Annotated in this window: 26 protein-coding genes; 24 read left to right on the forward strand and 2 right to left on the reverse strand. The window is 70.8% G+C overall.

Annotated elements, in window-relative coordinates:
- Positions 1 to 34 precede the first annotated feature (34 nt).
- The 23 genes from LV457_RS02680 to LV457_RS02790 all read left to right on the forward strand — a co-directional run bounded on the left by LV457_RS02680 (position 35) and on the right by LV457_RS02790 (position 13,016).
- A complete protein-coding gene (locus LV457_RS02680) occupies positions 35 to 829 on the forward strand; it encodes a hypothetical protein (RefSeq protein WP_232168826.1) in 795 nt (264 codons plus the stop codon).
- Positions 829 to 1,029 (forward strand): hypothetical protein, encoded by a 201-nt coding sequence (locus LV457_RS02685; RefSeq protein ID WP_232168827.1) that lies wholly within the window; start codon positions 829 to 831, stop codon positions 1,027 to 1,029. The genes LV457_RS02680 and LV457_RS02685 overlap by 1 nt, the downstream gene beginning before the upstream one ends.
- Entirely contained in the window at positions 1,026 to 1,643 is a 618-nt protein-coding gene (locus tag LV457_RS02690) for a hypothetical protein (protein WP_232168828.1), read from the forward strand. The genes LV457_RS02685 and LV457_RS02690 overlap by 4 nt, the downstream gene beginning before the upstream one ends.
- Positions 1,640 to 2,620 (forward strand): YqaJ viral recombinase family protein, encoded by a 981-nt coding sequence (locus LV457_RS02695; RefSeq protein WP_232168829.1) that lies wholly within the window; start codon positions 1,640 to 1,642, stop codon positions 2,618 to 2,620. The genes LV457_RS02690 and LV457_RS02695 overlap by 4 nt, the downstream gene beginning before the upstream one ends.
- Before the next feature lie 14 nt (positions 2,621 to 2,634).
- Complete coding sequence (locus LV457_RS02700; RefSeq protein WP_232168830.1) at positions 2,635 to 3,765, forward strand: recombinase RecT; 1,131 nt, start codon at positions 2,635 to 2,637, stop codon at positions 3,763 to 3,765.
- A 16-nt stretch (positions 3,766 to 3,781) separates the two neighbouring features.
- Positions 3,782 to 4,096: a hypothetical protein gene (locus LV457_RS02705; RefSeq protein ID WP_232168831.1), complete on the forward strand. Its 315-nt coding sequence runs from the start codon at positions 3,782 to 3,784 to the stop codon at positions 4,094 to 4,096.
- Positions 4,089 to 4,712: a hypothetical protein gene (locus tag LV457_RS02710; protein ID WP_232168833.1), complete on the forward strand. Its 624-nt coding sequence runs from the start codon at positions 4,089 to 4,091 to the stop codon at positions 4,710 to 4,712. The genes LV457_RS02705 and LV457_RS02710 overlap by 8 nt, the downstream gene beginning before the upstream one ends.
- Positions 4,709 to 4,948 carry a hypothetical protein gene (locus tag LV457_RS02715; RefSeq protein ID WP_232168835.1) on the forward strand — a complete coding sequence of 80 codons (240 nt, stop codon included), beginning with the start codon at positions 4,709 to 4,711 and terminating at the stop codon, positions 4,946 to 4,948. Before LV457_RS02710 ends, LV457_RS02715 begins: the two co-directional genes overlap by 4 nt.
- A complete protein-coding gene (locus tag LV457_RS02720; RefSeq protein WP_232168837.1) occupies positions 4,945 to 5,190 on the forward strand; it encodes a hypothetical protein in 246 nt (81 codons plus the stop codon). The genes LV457_RS02715 and LV457_RS02720 overlap by 4 nt, the downstream gene beginning before the upstream one ends.
- A gap of 323 nt (positions 5,191 to 5,513) precedes the next feature.
- Positions 5,514 to 5,702, forward strand: a complete 189-nt coding sequence (locus LV457_RS02725; protein ID WP_232168840.1) for a hypothetical protein — start codon at positions 5,514 to 5,516, stop codon at positions 5,700 to 5,702.
- Positions 5,699 to 5,947, forward strand: coding sequence for a hypothetical protein (locus LV457_RS02730; RefSeq protein WP_232168841.1), 249 nt, complete (start codon positions 5,699 to 5,701; stop codon positions 5,945 to 5,947). Before LV457_RS02725 ends, LV457_RS02730 begins: the two co-directional genes overlap by 4 nt.
- A 605-nt stretch (positions 5,948 to 6,552) precedes the next feature.
- On the forward strand, positions 6,553 to 6,903 hold the full coding sequence (locus LV457_RS02735) for a hypothetical protein (protein ID WP_232168842.1): 351 nt from the start codon (positions 6,553 to 6,555) through the stop codon (positions 6,901 to 6,903).
- Positions 6,900 to 7,151 carry a hypothetical protein gene (locus tag LV457_RS02740; RefSeq protein ID WP_232168843.1) on the forward strand — a complete coding sequence of 84 codons (252 nt, stop codon included), beginning with the start codon at positions 6,900 to 6,902 and terminating at the stop codon, positions 7,149 to 7,151. Before LV457_RS02735 ends, LV457_RS02740 begins: the two co-directional genes overlap by 4 nt.
- A gap of 209 nt (positions 7,152 to 7,360) precedes the next feature.
- Positions 7,361 to 7,603 (forward strand): hypothetical protein, encoded by a 243-nt coding sequence (locus LV457_RS02745; RefSeq protein ID WP_232168844.1) that lies wholly within the window; start codon positions 7,361 to 7,363, stop codon positions 7,601 to 7,603.
- Between the two features lie 3 nt (positions 7,604 to 7,606).
- Positions 7,607 to 7,879 carry a hypothetical protein gene (locus tag LV457_RS02750; protein WP_232168845.1) on the forward strand — a complete coding sequence of 91 codons (273 nt, stop codon included), beginning with the start codon at positions 7,607 to 7,609 and terminating at the stop codon, positions 7,877 to 7,879.
- Complete coding sequence (locus tag LV457_RS02755) at positions 7,876 to 8,697, forward strand: hypothetical protein (RefSeq protein ID WP_232168846.1); 822 nt, start codon at positions 7,876 to 7,878, stop codon at positions 8,695 to 8,697. The genes LV457_RS02750 and LV457_RS02755 overlap by 4 nt, the downstream gene beginning before the upstream one ends.
- Positions 8,694 to 9,515: a DNA cytosine methyltransferase gene (locus tag LV457_RS02760; protein WP_232168847.1), complete on the forward strand. Its 822-nt coding sequence runs from the start codon at positions 8,694 to 8,696 to the stop codon at positions 9,513 to 9,515. Before LV457_RS02755 ends, LV457_RS02760 begins: the two co-directional genes overlap by 4 nt.
- Entirely contained in the window at positions 9,512 to 10,054 is a 543-nt protein-coding gene (locus LV457_RS02765) for a hypothetical protein (RefSeq protein WP_232168848.1), read from the forward strand. Before LV457_RS02760 ends, LV457_RS02765 begins: the two co-directional genes overlap by 4 nt.
- Positions 10,055 to 10,397: 343 nt before the next feature.
- Positions 10,398 to 10,754 carry a WhiB family transcriptional regulator gene (locus LV457_RS02770; RefSeq protein WP_308192157.1) on the forward strand — a complete coding sequence of 119 codons (357 nt, stop codon included), beginning with the start codon at positions 10,398 to 10,400 and terminating at the stop codon, positions 10,752 to 10,754.
- Positions 10,755 to 10,783: 29 nt separating this feature from the next.
- Complete coding sequence (locus LV457_RS02775) at positions 10,784 to 11,104, forward strand: hypothetical protein (protein WP_232168849.1); 321 nt, start codon at positions 10,784 to 10,786, stop codon at positions 11,102 to 11,104.
- Entirely contained in the window at positions 11,101 to 11,658 is a 558-nt protein-coding gene (locus LV457_RS02780) for a hypothetical protein (RefSeq protein WP_232168850.1), read from the forward strand. The genes LV457_RS02775 and LV457_RS02780 overlap by 4 nt, the downstream gene beginning before the upstream one ends.
- Positions 11,655 to 11,888, forward strand: coding sequence for a hypothetical protein (locus tag LV457_RS02785; protein WP_232168851.1), 234 nt, complete (start codon positions 11,655 to 11,657; stop codon positions 11,886 to 11,888). Before LV457_RS02780 ends, LV457_RS02785 begins: the two co-directional genes overlap by 4 nt.
- A gap of 144 nt (positions 11,889 to 12,032) precedes the next feature.
- The gene (locus tag LV457_RS02790) at positions 12,033 to 13,016 is read left to right on the forward strand and encodes a hypothetical protein (protein WP_232168852.1); all 984 of its coding nucleotides are present in this window, start codon (positions 12,033 to 12,035) and stop codon (positions 13,014 to 13,016) included.
- 3 nt (positions 13,017 to 13,019) lie between these two features.
- On the opposite strand, the gene LV457_RS02795 is transcribed toward LV457_RS02790, so the two are convergent.
- Positions 13,020 to 13,514, reverse strand: a complete 495-nt coding sequence (locus LV457_RS02795; protein ID WP_232168853.1) for a hypothetical protein — start codon at positions 13,512 to 13,514, stop codon at positions 13,020 to 13,022.
- The gene (locus LV457_RS02800) at positions 13,511 to 13,768 is read right to left on the reverse strand and encodes a hypothetical protein (RefSeq protein WP_232168854.1); all 258 of its coding nucleotides are present in this window, start codon (positions 13,766 to 13,768) and stop codon (positions 13,511 to 13,513) included. The genes LV457_RS02795 and LV457_RS02800 overlap by 4 nt, the downstream gene beginning before the upstream one ends.
- 49 nt (positions 13,769 to 13,817) lie before the next feature.
- Here LV457_RS02800 and LV457_RS02805 point away from each other — a divergent pair, with 49 nt between their 5' ends.
- Positions 13,818 to 14,504, forward strand: coding sequence for a hypothetical protein (locus LV457_RS02805; protein WP_232168855.1), 687 nt, complete (start codon positions 13,818 to 13,820; stop codon positions 14,502 to 14,504).
- The last annotated feature ends 75 nt before the right edge of the window (positions 14,505 to 14,579 follow it).

The following is a 14,579-nucleotide window of genomic DNA, read 5'->3' on the forward strand; positions in this document are numbered from 1 at the left end:
CTACTAGACCGAACAACGAGGAGAGCTAGCCGCGATGTCCACGACGCAACATAGCAACCCGCCGCCGCAGCGCGTGCCCGCCGCCGCTGTCCGCGATCACGTCGTGCGGCTCCTGGGCGCCGGGCTCTCGCCGGCTGTCATCTCGAAGCTCGCCGGCGTCGAACTGCGGCGCATCAACGGCCTGCTCGAATTCGACCAGCAGCGGGTGTCGCACCGGATCGCCGCCGCGGTCCTGGCCGTACCGATCCCGGCCGGCATGTTCGTGCCCGCCGTCGGACCGGTCAGACGGCTGCAGGCGCTGGTGCGCATCGGCTACGGGTTCGACGACCTGGCCGCCGCCATCGGCTGCGACGCGTCCCTGCTGGCGGACATCGCGCTCAGCCGCTGCGACGTCGTCGACGCCGAGTTCGCCGACCGCATCACCGAGCTGTTCGCGTCGCGGCACGCCGAGCCCGGCCCGTCCGACGCCGCCCGCGAACTGGGCCGCCGACACCGCTTCGCGGCGCCGCTCGCGTGGGCCGTCGACGACGACGACACCGCCGGATCGATCGACGACCCGGGCGCCACCCCGGACGGCCTACCCGCCCCCATTGCGAAGGGTGTGCCCGCCGACTTCGCCGACATCGTCGCCGACCACCGCGACCTCGGCCACTACGACGAGGACATCGCCGACGCGTTCGGCCTGTCCCTCAACACCTTGTCGAAGCGGCTGCAGCGCGCCGGCATCCCCGAGCGTCGCCGCGGCACCGGAGCTCGCACGATGACCTCACCGCTCTACGGGGCCCGCTACCGCGTCCGGCTGCCCCGCGCGATGCAGGCGGTGTCCTGATGCCCGCCCCCGGATACGTGCTGCGCGCCTGCCCGGTGTGCAAGGCGGCCGTCGACACCGTCCGCCAGCCGGGCCGCGGCCGCGAATTGGTCTGGTACGCCGACCACCTCGACGGCGTGCAGCGGTTCTGCCCGATGAGCGGCCGCGGCGCCGCGCTGGCCGCCGTCGCCTTCACCGGCATCACGGGAGCTGCGGCGTGAGCCCCGACCTGCCCGCCGGCTTCCGAATCGACTCGCTCGACGACGTCCGCCACATGGTCGGCAATCTGCCCGACGACACCGTCCGGTCGATCGTCGCCGATATGGTGCACAGCCTGCTGGACGGCATCGCCGAGGCGCTGGTGACATCGATCCTCGGACGCCTCGAAGAGCGCGCCGCACACGCTGACGAAGACGGTGCAGCGGTCACCGAAGACGAGCAGCCCGTCGTCGTCGACACCACCACGACGAAGCGCTCTGCGCAGGACTCGGCGCGACGCACCTGCGAAGTGTGCGGCCGCGTCGGCTCACGCCGATTCGTCGCGACCGACACCGGCTGGCGGTGCGCACCGACCGCCACGGCGTGCGTCGGACACAAGACGGACCAGGCCGCCGCCGTGGCGAGTGACATTGCGTTGGAACCGTTTCAGCCGGAAGTCACACCGCCCGCCGCGACTAAGGACGAAGCGGCTTCGACGCGGCCCGCGGTCACCGCCCGCTGCCGCGACTGCCCTCGCACCTGGAATCTGACCGGCCGCGTCCTGCGTACCGCGATCGACACCCACGAGTTCCAGAAGCACCACATCGTCGACGTCACCGAAGAGGCCGACCAGTGAGGCGGCACCCCGAGGGCGTGCGTTTCTACACGCCGCGAGACCCCGAGTTCGTGCCGCCCGGCACCGACGAGTGGCGGCGGGTGATCACGCCGAGCAAGGTGGCCGCGATCCTCGGCGAGCCCGGCGATCCGGTGTCACGGTACGAGTCGCCGTTCCGGTTGTGGAACCGGATGACCGGCCGCGTCGCCCCCGAGGAACCACGCGACGCCTACCAGCTCGGCCACCGCGTCGAGTCGCTGGCCGCCGGCCTGTACCGCGACGACCGGCCCGACTGGCGGCTGTCGCCCGGCGAGGTGCAGGCCCACGTCGACCCCGGCAAGTTCGGGTTCCCGGCGATGGCGACGCTCGACCGCCGCGGTGTGCGCGGCGCGTCGCGCCGCGTCGTCGAGTTCAAACTCGCCCGCAACCTCGACGACTTGGAGGTGTGGGGCGACGACCTGACCGGCGACCTACCCGACGACTACCACGCCCAGGTGACCGCGCTGATGCTGTTCACCGGCTGGACGGCGATCCCCGGGGAGCTGCTGGTCATCGGCCCCTATCTGCAGCACCGCATCTACACCGTCGACTACAACCGCCAGTTCGCGGCGCTGATCATCGAGAAGTGCCGGCGGTTCTACGAGTCGCTGTCCGCGGATGAGCCTCCGCCGCTGGACAACTCGAAGGCCACCTACGAGTGTCTGCGCGCGCTGCATCCCGACATCGACCGCGGCGTCGAGGCGCTGATACCCGACGACGAGGCCCGCGACTTCGTCGCCGCACGCGAACAGCTGGCCGCCGCGGCCGACGAGTTCGCGCTCCGCAAGAACCACCTGCTCAAGCGTATGGAACGTGCCCAGTACGCCATCACCGCCGACGCCGTCAACGAGGCGACCGGCAAGCCGATCCGCATCGCCGACCGCCGCCGCGGCCGCAACGACACCGTCGCCCTGTACCCCGCCAAGAACATCACCGCAGCCGACATCCCGACCCGATGAAAGAAGAACGCACGATGACCGAAACCCGCACCGCGACAAGCGAAACGCAGGACTGGCGAGACCTCGGCGCCAACGCCCGCGGCAACCTGCCGCAGCCGCACGCGTCGAGCAAGCTGGCGCTGCGCGCCGGCCAGGACGACTGGACCGAGGACCAGCGCGTGCAGCTGCGGGCGCTCGGCCTCGAACACGCCACCGAAGCCGACCTGCGGCTGCTCTACCACTACACCGCCCGCACCGGCCTGGACCCGTTCACCAAACAGGTCTACATGGTGTCGCGGCGCACGAAGATCAAGGTGCGGGTGCAGAACCCCGACACCGGCAACGAGCGCATCGAAGAGCGTGACGTCGACAAGTTCACCGTGCAGGTCGGCATCGACGGGTGGCGCGTCATCGGCACCCGCGCGGCCCGCCGCGAAGGCGTCCGCGTCGGCCACGACGACGTCCTGTGGCGCGGCAAGGGCACCGGCTGGATCGACTACTGGGACAAAGACGAGCACGGCGGCCCGCCGTCGGCGTGCAAGTACACCGTCGAGTTCGACGGCGTCCGCGTCTCGGCCACCTGCTCCTACGCCGAGTACGTGCAGCTGACCCGCATCAACAACGAGTGGGTGCCGAATTCCATGTGGTCGAAGATGCCGGCCAACCAGCTCGCGAAGTGCGCCGAGGCGCTCGCCTGGCGGAAGGCGTTCCCGGCTGACTACTCGGGCCTGGTCCTCGAAGACGCCGCCCAGGCCCACGAGATCGTCGACGGCGAAGTCATCGACACGGCGGCGACACCCGCCGGCTCACCGCAGTCCGCGCCGCCGCGTAAGGCGGCGGGCGCGTCACGCAACGCGCAGCGCGCCGCCCGCGCCCAACAGAAGCAGGCCGACGGCGTGCGCGCCCTGCTGATCACCGAGCTCGACGACATACTCAAGCGCGGCGGCGTCGACAAGTTCGCCGACGCGGCGCTCATCGTCGCGCAGCTCGGCGGCCTGCAGCAGGCGCCCAGCACACCCGACGACGTGACCGACGAGACGCTGCGCGGCGTGGTCGGCAGCCTCCGCAAACTCGCAGCCGCCGACCGGCCGCTCAACGAGGCCCTCGACGACGTCTTCAACACCTGGCTGCTCGCCCATCCGGACGAGCCGACACCGACCAACTGACAGGAGAACCACCCCCATGGCGAAGACCGAGCCCGCCGACTTCTACGTGTCGTTCGGCGGCAACCACGGCCAGAGCAACGTCGACGAACCGAAGCTCGGCCAGGAGGTCGAGTACACGGTGTTCGGCACGGTCACCTCGATCCGCGAGAACATCCGCGACGACGGCGAGAACCGACTCACCATCGGCGTCACCGTCGAGGCGGCGTGGCCGAAGGGCAGTAAGCGGCCCGACCACGCGAACCAGGGCTCGCTGATCGGCCACGACGGCGAGCCGACCGCCGAAGCGACCGGCGAGCTGATGGACACCACCGGAGCCGCCGACGATGAGTAACCCGGCACGGCGGCGGGCCCGCGCCGCCCGGTACGGCAGCCGGCAACCGACCCGCATGACCGAGTATCAGCGGAACCGGCAGGCCGAGCAGCCGCGCGGCGAAGTGAAGCTGCACGCACACCTGCACAACCTGAACCTCGACACCGCGATCGACCTCGACGAGGCCGGCGCGTTCGACGGCCTGCCCTGCCAGCTGTGCCGCGCGGCGATCGAGTACTCCGAGGACCTCGGCGACTGGCAGCACCACGCCACGAAGCGTGCGGGCTGCACCGGCGGCCGCGGCGTCGCCACCCCACCCGACTGGTACACCGGCGAACCCGTTCTCGGCGAGGCCTTCGATCTCGTCGAGGAGGAGACGCTCGACCTCACCGACGACGACGCGCACATGCAGCGGCTCGCCGAGGAGGACCGCAACGCCACGCCCGAGCCGGCGCCCGCCCGGCCGCCGCGCGTCGACGGCAACCCGTACGAGACCGACTTCGCGCACGGGATCGTGGCCGGCCTGCAGCACAAGCCGATCTATCAGGCCACCGTCCCGGCCGACGAGATCCGCCGGCGGCGGCGCCGCAACAGCGCCGCCCGCCGCGCCCGCCGCAGCAACCGGAGCGCGGCGTGATCGCGTCCCAGGATCCGCGCAGCGAAGGGCGTGACGTCGGCGTGGTCCGAGACGCCGTCAGCGATGCGTTGTGGGTGCTGGGCCGCAACGTCGGCCGGCTCGGCGACCTCCTAGGCCGGCTGCGCGACGCGATCGCCTGGCTCGGCTTCCGTGTGTGGGACCTGTCGAACCTCGTCGGCGGCTACCCGGCCGCAGCGCCGCCCACCCCGCTCCACAACCCCGAGGAGACCCGATGATCCGAATGCGTGTCCAGCAGGCCGACGACGGGAAGTGGACCGTCAACGAGGCCGACGGCCGCAACGGCCGCACCCTGCTGTCGTCGACGTCGCAGGGCTACGACCGCCGCGCGAAAGCCGAGGCGATCGCCCGACGCGTCGCCCCGGCAGGCAACGAGCTCGTCGAGCTGGTCGTCACCGACCGGGCCGGCGCCGTCCTGCTGCGCGAAACGCTGCACCACGGCGAGGCCGGTGCGCTGTGAGCCGGCCGCCGCGCCCATTCACCCTCGGCCAGGTCCTCACCCTGGCGTGCGCGGACGCGCCCGCGCAGCAGATGTTCTGCAGCTACGCCCAGCTACTCGACGTGCTCGGCTACCTGCGCTCCGACGTCCCGATGGCCGACGAGATCCCCGCCGCGATTCTCGAATGCCGCCCGTACGTGCTGGCCGCCTACCCCCGAATTCGCCGGGATCGCCCCACCGACCGTCGACGCCCCCGAGGAGGCGGTGCTCAGCTGGGTGGCCGACCAGGAGCAGGCCCTCGGCGCCACCCGCGTCCTCCTCCCGCTCGACACCGAGGTGCCCTGATGCCGCACCCCTGCCAGATCGTCGAGGACGGCGACACCCAGCGCGTCGGGATCCTCTCCGACAGCGGCGAACTCGTCGAGGTGACGCTGACCCGCGAGGACAACCGGCTCGTCGTCACCCTCCCGCCGGCCGCCGCTGACCGCGTCGCGATCCGCGTCACCAACGCACACTCCGGGGAGTCGCCGTGAGGTTCAAGGGCGACAAGACCGGCGGGATGCGCATCGGCGACGTCGTCGGGCCGGGCACCGACGGCTGCTACCGGCGGATCACCGACGTGTGGTTCGACGATATCGACGGCCACACCTACGTCGACGGCGAGGCGCTGCCCCCGCAACCGGAGAGCGGCAACGTCCGCTACTACGGCTCGGCCGGCGCCGACGACGGCCCGCCGCCGATGCAAGAACGCCTACCCAACGAATTGAGGCCCCGATGAACCGAAAGCCGTTTCGATGCGCCGTGGTCGCGGCCAGCGTGGCCGGAGCTGCCGCTCTAGCCGCGCTGATCGCAGCATCCGCCGCGGTCAGCCACTACAAGGCGGAGATCCGCGGCCGATGACCGCGCGGACAGCCGGCCGACTGCGGCAGCGCAGCCCCCGGTTTGTCCTCCGGCCTCCCTATACCTACGAGAGAGGCCCCCTCGGGGGCAACCGAGAGGGCCTCAACAGCTCAGACACACACCCTTCACCAGGTCCGTCGAGCACCCGAGCTACCCCCGACTCTAAGCCCATCGGGGGACACGCGAACCAAGCGTGGTCGTCCCCGGTCAGAGCGGGATCGCTCTCCCGATTCATCAAGTTCGCGAGGTAAAGGCATGTCCGGGCTCGCCGCTGACAAGGGCTTGACGAAACACACCGACCGTGGGGCCACCGCGCCCGCCGACGACGGACACACCATGCGCGACAGCCATACGCAGCACAGTCCACGTTGGCCCTTAACAGGGCCAACTCTGTCAGCCCGCACTCTGCCTCCGCAGGAAACCCCAACCCCGCCCGGGGACCAGCGAGCAGCGGGTGTCGCGCAGCGCCGCTACCACCGCTACATGAACTCGACCGCCTGGCGCGACCGGCAGACCAGTTACTACGCCACCCACGACCGGCGGTGCGCGTTCTGCGGAGCCACCGACGACATCGAGCTGCACCACCACACCTACGTGCGGCTCGGCCGCGAGCTCGACGCCGACCTCCTGCCGCTGTGCCCCACCCACCACGCCGAAGTGCACACCCACCACACCGAGCACGACGTGACGCTCACCGCGGCGACCCGGGCGGTGGCCGCCAGGTACGGGGTGGCGATCGTGCGGCGCCGGGAGCCCGGCCGCAAGGCGCGGAACCAGCAGCGGAAAGCGCGCCGGCAGGCCCGCATCGAAGCCCAACGCGAGGCGGCCCGGTGAGCGACGAAGAACGCAGCGACTGCTACCGGCGGGACTACAGCGGCCATTCCCGGAACTGGCGCAGCGACCCCGAGCTGGTGCGCCGCCACCACGCAGCGCTCACCGTGCTGTGCCGGCACTGCCAGCAGCCACCCGGCCAGCCGTGCGTCCACTGCGACAACCTCGGCGCCCCCACCACCGAACCGCTGATCAACCTCCCGTGCCACCCGGTGCGGGAGACCGACTCGAAAGGACTCAAGCAGCTATGACTACCACCGACCATGACCAGCGGTGCCGCTGCCTGCACTCACGCCGCGCGCACCGCCGCGGATCATTCGGCCGGCCCTGCTGCACACGCTGCCGGTGTGACCGCTACGTCGTGCGGCGGCCCGCCTGGCGTGTCACCAGCAAGCCGCGCTCGGCGTCCATCGCGCCGCTACTGGCCCGATGGTCAGTCGCTTCGCCGAGCGGCGACGTCGTGTTCACGGCGCCGACACAGCTGTCCGCGCTGACGATCGCGAACGCACTCGCAGTGGTGGCGCGCCTGGCCGCACGAACCGACCGCCACCTGGGGATCGCCCCGGTCCGGCCGACGCTCATCGGCGCCAGCCTCGTCCCGGGCGTCGTGCAGTACGCCGAGAGCGGCATCGACCACGGCGCGCACAGCGCCGCCGAGATGTTCCCGCAGCACCGCGGCCGCACCGCCGCCCAGGGGGGCTGAGGCGTGTCTCACGAACTGCCGCCGCACCTGCAGTCGATGGTCGACCAGGCCGACGCGTTCAGCCGCGACGTGCTCACCTCGGCGCTGACGAACTACCGGACCCACGCCGACAGCGCGCACGGCGGGAACCCGTCACCGTGCGGGCAGGCGCTCGTCGCGCTCGGCGCGTTCTCCCGGCTCGACCGGATGAGCCTCGCTAACGTGTTCGCCTACGCCGTCGAACGGATCTTCGTCCTGGAGCGCGAGCGGGCCGACCGAGGCGGGGCCGCCCAGTGAGGACGGTCGACCCGATCGCGCCGGGCGCCGCCGCGCTCGCCGCTGCCGGCGGAATCGAGTTCGTCGGCACCGACAACGTCATCTCGTGCGGGCTGTGCGGCGAATGGAACGACCGCCTCGGCGCCAGCGCCGCGGCGTGGAGCCGCCGCCACGCGCGCGAGGTTCACGACGCCGCCCGCCCGTCGGTGCTCGGCCTCGACCTGTCGCTCACCCGCACCGGCATCGCCGTCGAGACGCTGGAACCAGGCGCCGACGGCGCGACGTGGCCGTCGCTCCTCACGCACTGCGGCGAAACCGGCTCGCAGACCGCCACCTACGACGAACGCGGCCGCCGCCTCGTCCGCCAGGCCCGCGCCGTCATGGGCTACGTCGACGCCGCCGCCCGCGCCGGCGCCGACATCCGGCTCGCCGTCGTCGAAGGACCCAGCTACGGACAGTCGTCGATGCCGTCCTACTACGACCGCGCCGGCCTGTGGTGGGCGATCATCACCGCCCTGCAGGCCCGCAGCATCCCGTTCGCGGTCGTCACGCCCGACCACCGCGCGAAGTTCATCTGCGGCGTCAAGCCACCGATGGGCAAGGACCGCGACCGCGGGAAACGGCTCATCGTCGACCAGACCCGCGCCCGCTTCAACACCACCGCCGGCCGCAGCACCGCCCCCCGTGACATGATGGACCGGCTCAACGCCGACCAAGCCGACGCGCTCGGCCTCGCCGACATGGGAGTCGTCGCGCTCGGCTGGCCGACACCATGGCGCAAGGGCCGCCGCCACGTCGAGAACGTCGCCCTCACCACCTGGCCCGAGGTGACCGCATGAGCACCGTCTACTTCGGGGACGGCTGGATCCGCTCCGAGCGCGGCCTGCTCGTGCCGCCCCGGCGCCGCGGCTGCGACTGCGGGCGACCGCACGCCGTCGAACTGTTCGCCGGCGCGGGCGGCTTCTCGTACGGCTTCCACCAGGCCGGCTGGCACGTCATCGCCGCCGCCGAGTACGACGTCGCCGCGTCGCTGACCTACCTCGCGAACCTGGCCCGCCCCGGCGTCCGCATCCACACCGACCCCACCCACCCGGTGGCGGCCAGCGCGAGGTCGTCGAAGCCCGCGAAGCGGAAGACCGCCCGCACCGCGGTGCCGTTCGAGCCGCACATCGGCACCGGCTGGATCGCTGGCGAGCCCGACGACCCCGGCTGCCGGCACTTCTACCTCTACAACGTCCGCAACCTCACCGGTCAGCGGATCCTCGACGACCTCGGCCTCGACGAAGTCGAGTGCGTCTTCGGCGGCCCACCGTGCCAAGGCTTCTCCGTCGCCGGGAAGCAAGACGTCATGGACCCGCGGAACTGCCTGATCTTCGACTTCGCGCGCATCGTGTGCGAGATCCGGCCGAAGACGTTCGTCATCGAGAACGTGCCCGGCCTGCTGAAGATGCGCACACCTGAAGGCATCCCGGTCGTCGACGCCTTGGCACTCGCCATGTCACGCGGCGGCTACGGCGAATACGAGCCACTACGGCGCGCGCTCGGCGCGACGGACACCGCGCGCGCCGGAATGCGGGACGCGGTGAAGAAGCCGTCCGCCGCCGCGGCGGACGCCGCCGTCGACGACGAGCTCGCGCTGTTCGAGGTGACGCCATGACCGACACGCCCGACGACATCGTGACCCGCGCCCACCAGGCGCTCGAAGGCATCACCGAAGGGCCGTGGGAACACCGCACGGCACCCCACCGTGATGACGACGAGATGCCCGTATCGGCAGCCGATAAGGCCGAGTGGCAGAACGGAACACTCATCGGCGACGGAGAACCGCTGCACGTGCTCATCGCCGCAAGTCCGGACCCGGAGTTCGCGTACATCGTCCCCGCGCTGACGGGGGATGGCCCGACCAGCGAGCGGAACGCCGAGTTCATCGCTGCTGCGCGGACCCTCTTGCCGGAGCTGGTCGCCGAGGTCAAGCGGCTGCGTCCTCGTCGCGTCGAGACCGTCGAGGAGCTCGACGCGCTGCCGGAACACTGCATCATCCGGTCGCAGCGCAACGGCCACGCCTACGAGAAGAACCGCCGCTACTGCCAGGCCGGCAAGCCGTGGTGGGAGGCGGGGAACGGCAGCTGCATGAGCAGCGACGACGTGCCGCTTCCCGCGCTGCTGCTGTGGACTCCGGAGGCCGGCGGTGCCTGAGTCGTGGCGGCCGGGCGAACCGGTCCATGTGTGCGGCTGCGTCATCGAAGGCGGCGTATTCACCGCGCGGTGTGCTGCTCACCCGCCCTGGGATGAGTTGCGGAACGACCAGCTGCACGCCGCCTCGATCCGGCCGGAGGTCGGCGATGCCTGACGTCTACGTTCCACCAGCCCCGCACTACTGCAGCCCTTGGCGTGACGGATCGCGCACCGACCGGGCCATCTGGCGGTGCGCGGTGTGCGGTCGTTACTGGTGGCATGACGACGTCTGGAACTGCTGGGTGCGGGTGCGCTGGTGGCACTTCCGCCTGCGCCGCTGCATACGTACGCAGGAGGCGCGGTAGTGGGTCAGACGAATCACGCCCGGCCCCCGGGCCTCGCGACGGCCGGCCAGGCGCGCGCGAAGCTGGTGCGGTTGATCCTCGGCGACCTCGACCAGGACTGGCAGCTGCGGTCGGCATGCCGCGGGCACCCCCGTCCGGACATCTTCTATCCGCCGCCGGCGCGGGCGGACGCCGACATCAAACGCTCGCAGTCGGAGCGTCGACGGCGGATCATCATCGCGGAAGCGAAGAGCGTGTGCCGACGCTGCCCGGTGCGCGAGGAGTGCCTGGCGTTCGCGGACGCGATCGGCGACTACAACGGCATCTGGGGCGGCAAGACAGCACGCGAGCGCGGCCGCCCCCGCGACGAACGATGACCGCCTCACCGACTGAGAGGACTGCCCTTGTGACCACGATGCGTCTGTGGAACGCCGAATTCGACCATCTCGCCACGCAATCGGGCTGCCGCGCCCCGAAGCGGCTGAGCCCGGAATGCGTCGAGGCCGCGGTGCGCCCAGGTCCGCTCCTCGACGCCATACACAGCGAGCTGCGCGCCGACCGCAACATGTACATCAGCTGGGACCCGGACCCCGACGAGCCGCCCGCCGCACGAGTGAGCGCGATCGTCACGTCGCTGTCGATCGAGCAGCGCCCCTGCGAGTGCGGCAACAGCACGGTCACCACCGCGACCGTGCGCGGCCACGTACCACTCGGGACCCTGCGGTGACCGACGCGACGATGCGCCGCGTGCTGGTGCGGATCGTCGACAACACCGGGCCTTGGCGGGAAGTCGGCTACACGATCGCCAGCGAAGTGATCTGCCGGCCGGTGACGTTCCGGACCCGGCTCGGCGGCCCGCAAGGCGACCCCGGCGAAGCGACCCTCGACGGCATCGCGCTCGTCGGGGAGGGCGGCAAGGCCGGGTACCTGTCGATCGAGCCGATCGCGCACATGCTCGGCCAGCAGGTGCTGAAGATCGCCCGCACCGTCGAGTTGCTGTGGCTGCCCGTCACCGCCAGCCGCAACGAGCTCGTCGACATGTGGACCATCGAATGCGTCCCGCTGGTGTCGTGGTTCAACCTGTCGCAGATGACCGACGACGCGATCCTCCGCCGCGGCGGCGTCAACCCGGACACCGGCGAGCTGCGCCTCCCCGACGAGCCGGACCGCTGCGACTACTGCGGCGGCGCCGGCGTCATCGCGGGCCCGCTCAGCGCCGCCGCCTCACAGAACCTCATCTGCCCCGCCTGCGAGGGCACCGGCCGCAAACCCGCGCCGTGACACCGGAACTCATCGACCGCCTGGTCGACGAGTTCGACGAGCGGTTCGACGAACCGCCGCCCGCCGTCGGCGTCGACGACCTCTGCGTGTGCGGGCACACCTTCGGGGAGCACCGGCCGGGCTGCGACGCCCTCATCATCGCGGCCGGCCGCGAACAGTTCTGCACCTGCACCGATTTCGAGCTCGACGACGAGCTATCAAACCGGCCGCCCGGTTCCTACGGTGACTGAACGCGGTGGTGCGTCAAACCGGTTCACACAGGTACCTCGGTGTTTGTTCTCGACCGGCAAGGGCAAGCCACGATCCGCGGGTCGCGGGGAGCCTGCACCTGCGCACCACCGCGCATGTCCTTCGACCTGCCCACAATCAGCACCGTGGGCAAAGCCATCAAGCAGAAGCGCCGTCACCCCATCAGCGTCGCTGAGGCGAAACGCCAGCTAGCAGCGGCCCGCCGCCGCGAAGAGGCCGCGCCGCCCGCGGTCGACCTGGCGAACCTCGACACCCCCGGCGTCAGCCACGCCGAGCAGTACGCCGAGTTCCTCAACCGGCCCGGCGACTTCTACGTCGCCCGCATCGAGATCCCCCTCGACGACGAGATACACCTGCGGCCGAAGCTCGGCGTCACGGCCACCTTGAAGGCCGACGCGCAGCAACTGCCCTACCTCGTCGAGGTTCTCCGACAGATCCGCGGCGCACTCGGCGACCACGCCCGGATCAACCTCGTCCGCGCCACCCCAGCCGGCGACCAGCCGGAGCAAGCATCGCGAGCCTCGAGCACGGCTCCTACCAGGGCGTTTCCGACCTCAACGGGGCCGCTGCAGGCCACTCCCGAGGAGCTCTCTGCCATCCGCGAGATGCGCGCCCGCGCCGAAGCGCGCAACGGCTTCACCATGCCCCCACCGAACGGCAAGCCGATGCTCCCCGACGGCCCGCCGCAGCTCTACGGCCGCGACTGGGTCGCCGAGGGTCAGAAAATCTACGACGGCACCGTCGCGCAGTCCCCGTGGCAGCAGGAACACGCCGTGATCGCCGACGCCGCTCAGCGCGACCTCACCCGCGAGGAGATCGCCCGCATGCTCCCGGGCCGCACCCGCGCCGAGGTTGCCGCTGAACTCGGCAAGACACCCGAGGAGCTCGGCGGGAACGTATATCACGCGGACGTGATGCCCGAGCAGCTCGCCGCCGACCTGGGCGTCCCAGTCGAATCGCTGCGCCGCATCCCGATGACCGGCGGAGGCCACGCCTGGACCGTCGCACCGGCCGAACCGGCCACCACGCCGCAGCCCGCACCGCCGCCAGGAACGCAGCACGGACGCGACGGCGATCAGTGGCTCGACGCAAGATACGACGACCGCTGACGCCTACCCGTGGGGCGGTACAAATCCGAAGCACTCGCACTTGAAGCAACGGCCTCCGGGTCCCTCGTGGTGCCAGCTCGCGCAGGAGCATGCCGCGCAGGACGGCACATTCGCCTCGGGGTCGCGGTACCAGGCCAGCATTTCGGCTGCCCGCCAGTCCCGGTGCTGACGTGACCGGATGTCCATCGCGAGCCACGCAGCGGCGTCACGCGCGCCGGCGCGGCGGCATTCATCGGAGTCGTCTGTGGCGCACACCACCGTCCCGTCGAAAGCCTGCAGGCCGGGTCTCGGGCCGGCGAGCCATGGACTCAGCGACGGGGCGATCTCATCGATGACGCCGATGAGGTACTCGTAGACCTTCGCCTTCTCCTGCAGCTGCGCGTTTTCCCGCGTCGCATGGGCCAGGTCCTCTTCAGCTGCGTAGGCGCGCGCCCAGCCGATTCTGCGCTGCCGCTCCAACGCGGCCACCATGACGTCGATCGAGTCATCCGACGTCACGGCGCGACCTTGCCGAAACGCTGGTAGGCGGCCTGCCGGCTGATGCCGAGCGCGGTGCCGATCATGGCCCAGGTGTCGCCGGCCTGGCGGGCTGCGGTCACCGCGGCGAGCAGCTCGGCGTCGGCGTCGCCGAGGGCCTTCGCCGCCGCGGCGATGCGGCGCATGTGCCGGCCGTCGCGGGCGTCGGCCGGGTTGACGTCGAGGCTGTCGAGCCACGCCTCAGCACTGGTGGCCTCAGTGGTCTTGTCGCGCATCATCACCTTTCAGAGGTAGTCGTAGAACTATCGGGCGGAGCACGTCGGCGTGGATGATCCGCGCGAGCGCATCGGTCACGACGACGATTTCGAGCAGGCGACCGGTGCGGTCGGCACCGATGACGAACTGGCGGATCTCGCCGTCGTAGTCCTACTCGATGACGCGGATGGCGTTGGCGACGGCGTGCAGCATGTCGGCGTCTTCGATGCCGTGCTTCCAGGCGCTGTCCGTGAATCCGCATATGTAAATGAGACGTTTACACGGCCTCGGTTGTCAAGATGTTGTTTACAACATCGGGAGGGTTCTTCGCGGTCGGCGGACCGCCGGTTTGTCCTTCGATGTTCGCAAACTCACAGAGTGCCCAACACCACGCCGAAGCCCGCCAAGAGCACCACGGCGAAGGGCCTCGGCTACGACCACCAGGTGCACCGCGACCGGCTGCTGCTGCGCCACGTCGACGGCTCACCGTGCTGGTGGTGCGCGCACCCGATGTTCCGCGACCCGACACGGAACTGGGACGGCAAACCGCTGCACGCCGAGCACTCCCGCAGCCGCGCAGTGCACGGCGTTGCCGGCAACCGCGCCGACCGCCTCATGCACGACACCTGCAACAAGCGCCGAGGGGACGGAACCCGAGATGACCAGCGACCTGCACTCAACCCCGACCAACCCGGCGGCCTCGACAGCTCCTCCGACCTGCTCGGCGACCTCGTCTACTTCGACTGGCCCGCATGACCTCTGGCTGCTGCTGATCGCCGGCCTGTCGCTCGCCGTCCTCGTCGGCACCGGCGTCGCCTGGGCGATCATCAC

It is taken from the genome of Mycobacterium sp. MYCO198283, assembly GCF_021213805.1.
Lineage (GTDB): Bacteria > Actinomycetota > Actinomycetes > Mycobacteriales > Mycobacteriaceae > Mycobacterium.

What these genes read in the sequence shown, in the direction of transcription:
- LV457_RS02680 (WP_232168826.1), top strand. Translation starts at nt 35, where the DNA reads ATGTCCACGACGCAACATAGCAACCCGCCGCCGCAGCGCGTGCCCGCC.
- LV457_RS02685 (WP_232168827.1), top strand. Translation starts at nt 829, where the DNA reads ATGCCCGCCCCCGGATACGTGCTGCGCGCCTGCCCGGTGTGCAAGGCG.
- LV457_RS02700 (WP_232168830.1), top strand. Translation starts at nt 2,635, where the DNA reads ATGACCGAAACCCGCACCGCGACAAGCGAAACGCAGGACTGGCGAGAC.
- LV457_RS02705 (WP_232168831.1), top strand. Translation starts at nt 3,782, where the DNA reads ATGGCGAAGACCGAGCCCGCCGACTTCTACGTGTCGTTCGGCGGCAAC.
- LV457_RS02710 (WP_232168833.1), top strand. Translation starts at nt 4,089, where the DNA reads ATGAGTAACCCGGCACGGCGGCGGGCCCGCGCCGCCCGGTACGGCAGC.
- LV457_RS02720 (WP_232168837.1), top strand. Translation starts at nt 4,945, where the DNA reads ATGATCCGAATGCGTGTCCAGCAGGCCGACGACGGGAAGTGGACCGTC.
- LV457_RS02725 (WP_232168840.1), top strand. Translation starts at nt 5,514, where the DNA reads ATGCCGCACCCCTGCCAGATCGTCGAGGACGGCGACACCCAGCGCGTC.
- LV457_RS02735 (WP_232168842.1), top strand. Translation starts at nt 6,553, where the DNA reads ATGAACTCGACCGCCTGGCGCGACCGGCAGACCAGTTACTACGCCACC.
- LV457_RS02760 (WP_232168847.1), top strand. Translation starts at nt 8,694, where the DNA reads ATGAGCACCGTCTACTTCGGGGACGGCTGGATCCGCTCCGAGCGCGGC.
- LV457_RS02765 (WP_232168848.1), top strand. Translation starts at nt 9,512, where the DNA reads ATGACCGACACGCCCGACGACATCGTGACCCGCGCCCACCAGGCGCTC.
- LV457_RS02800 (WP_232168854.1), bottom strand. Translation starts at nt 13,768, where the DNA reads ATGCGCGACAAGACCACTGAGGCCACCAGTGCTGAGGCGTGGCTCGAC.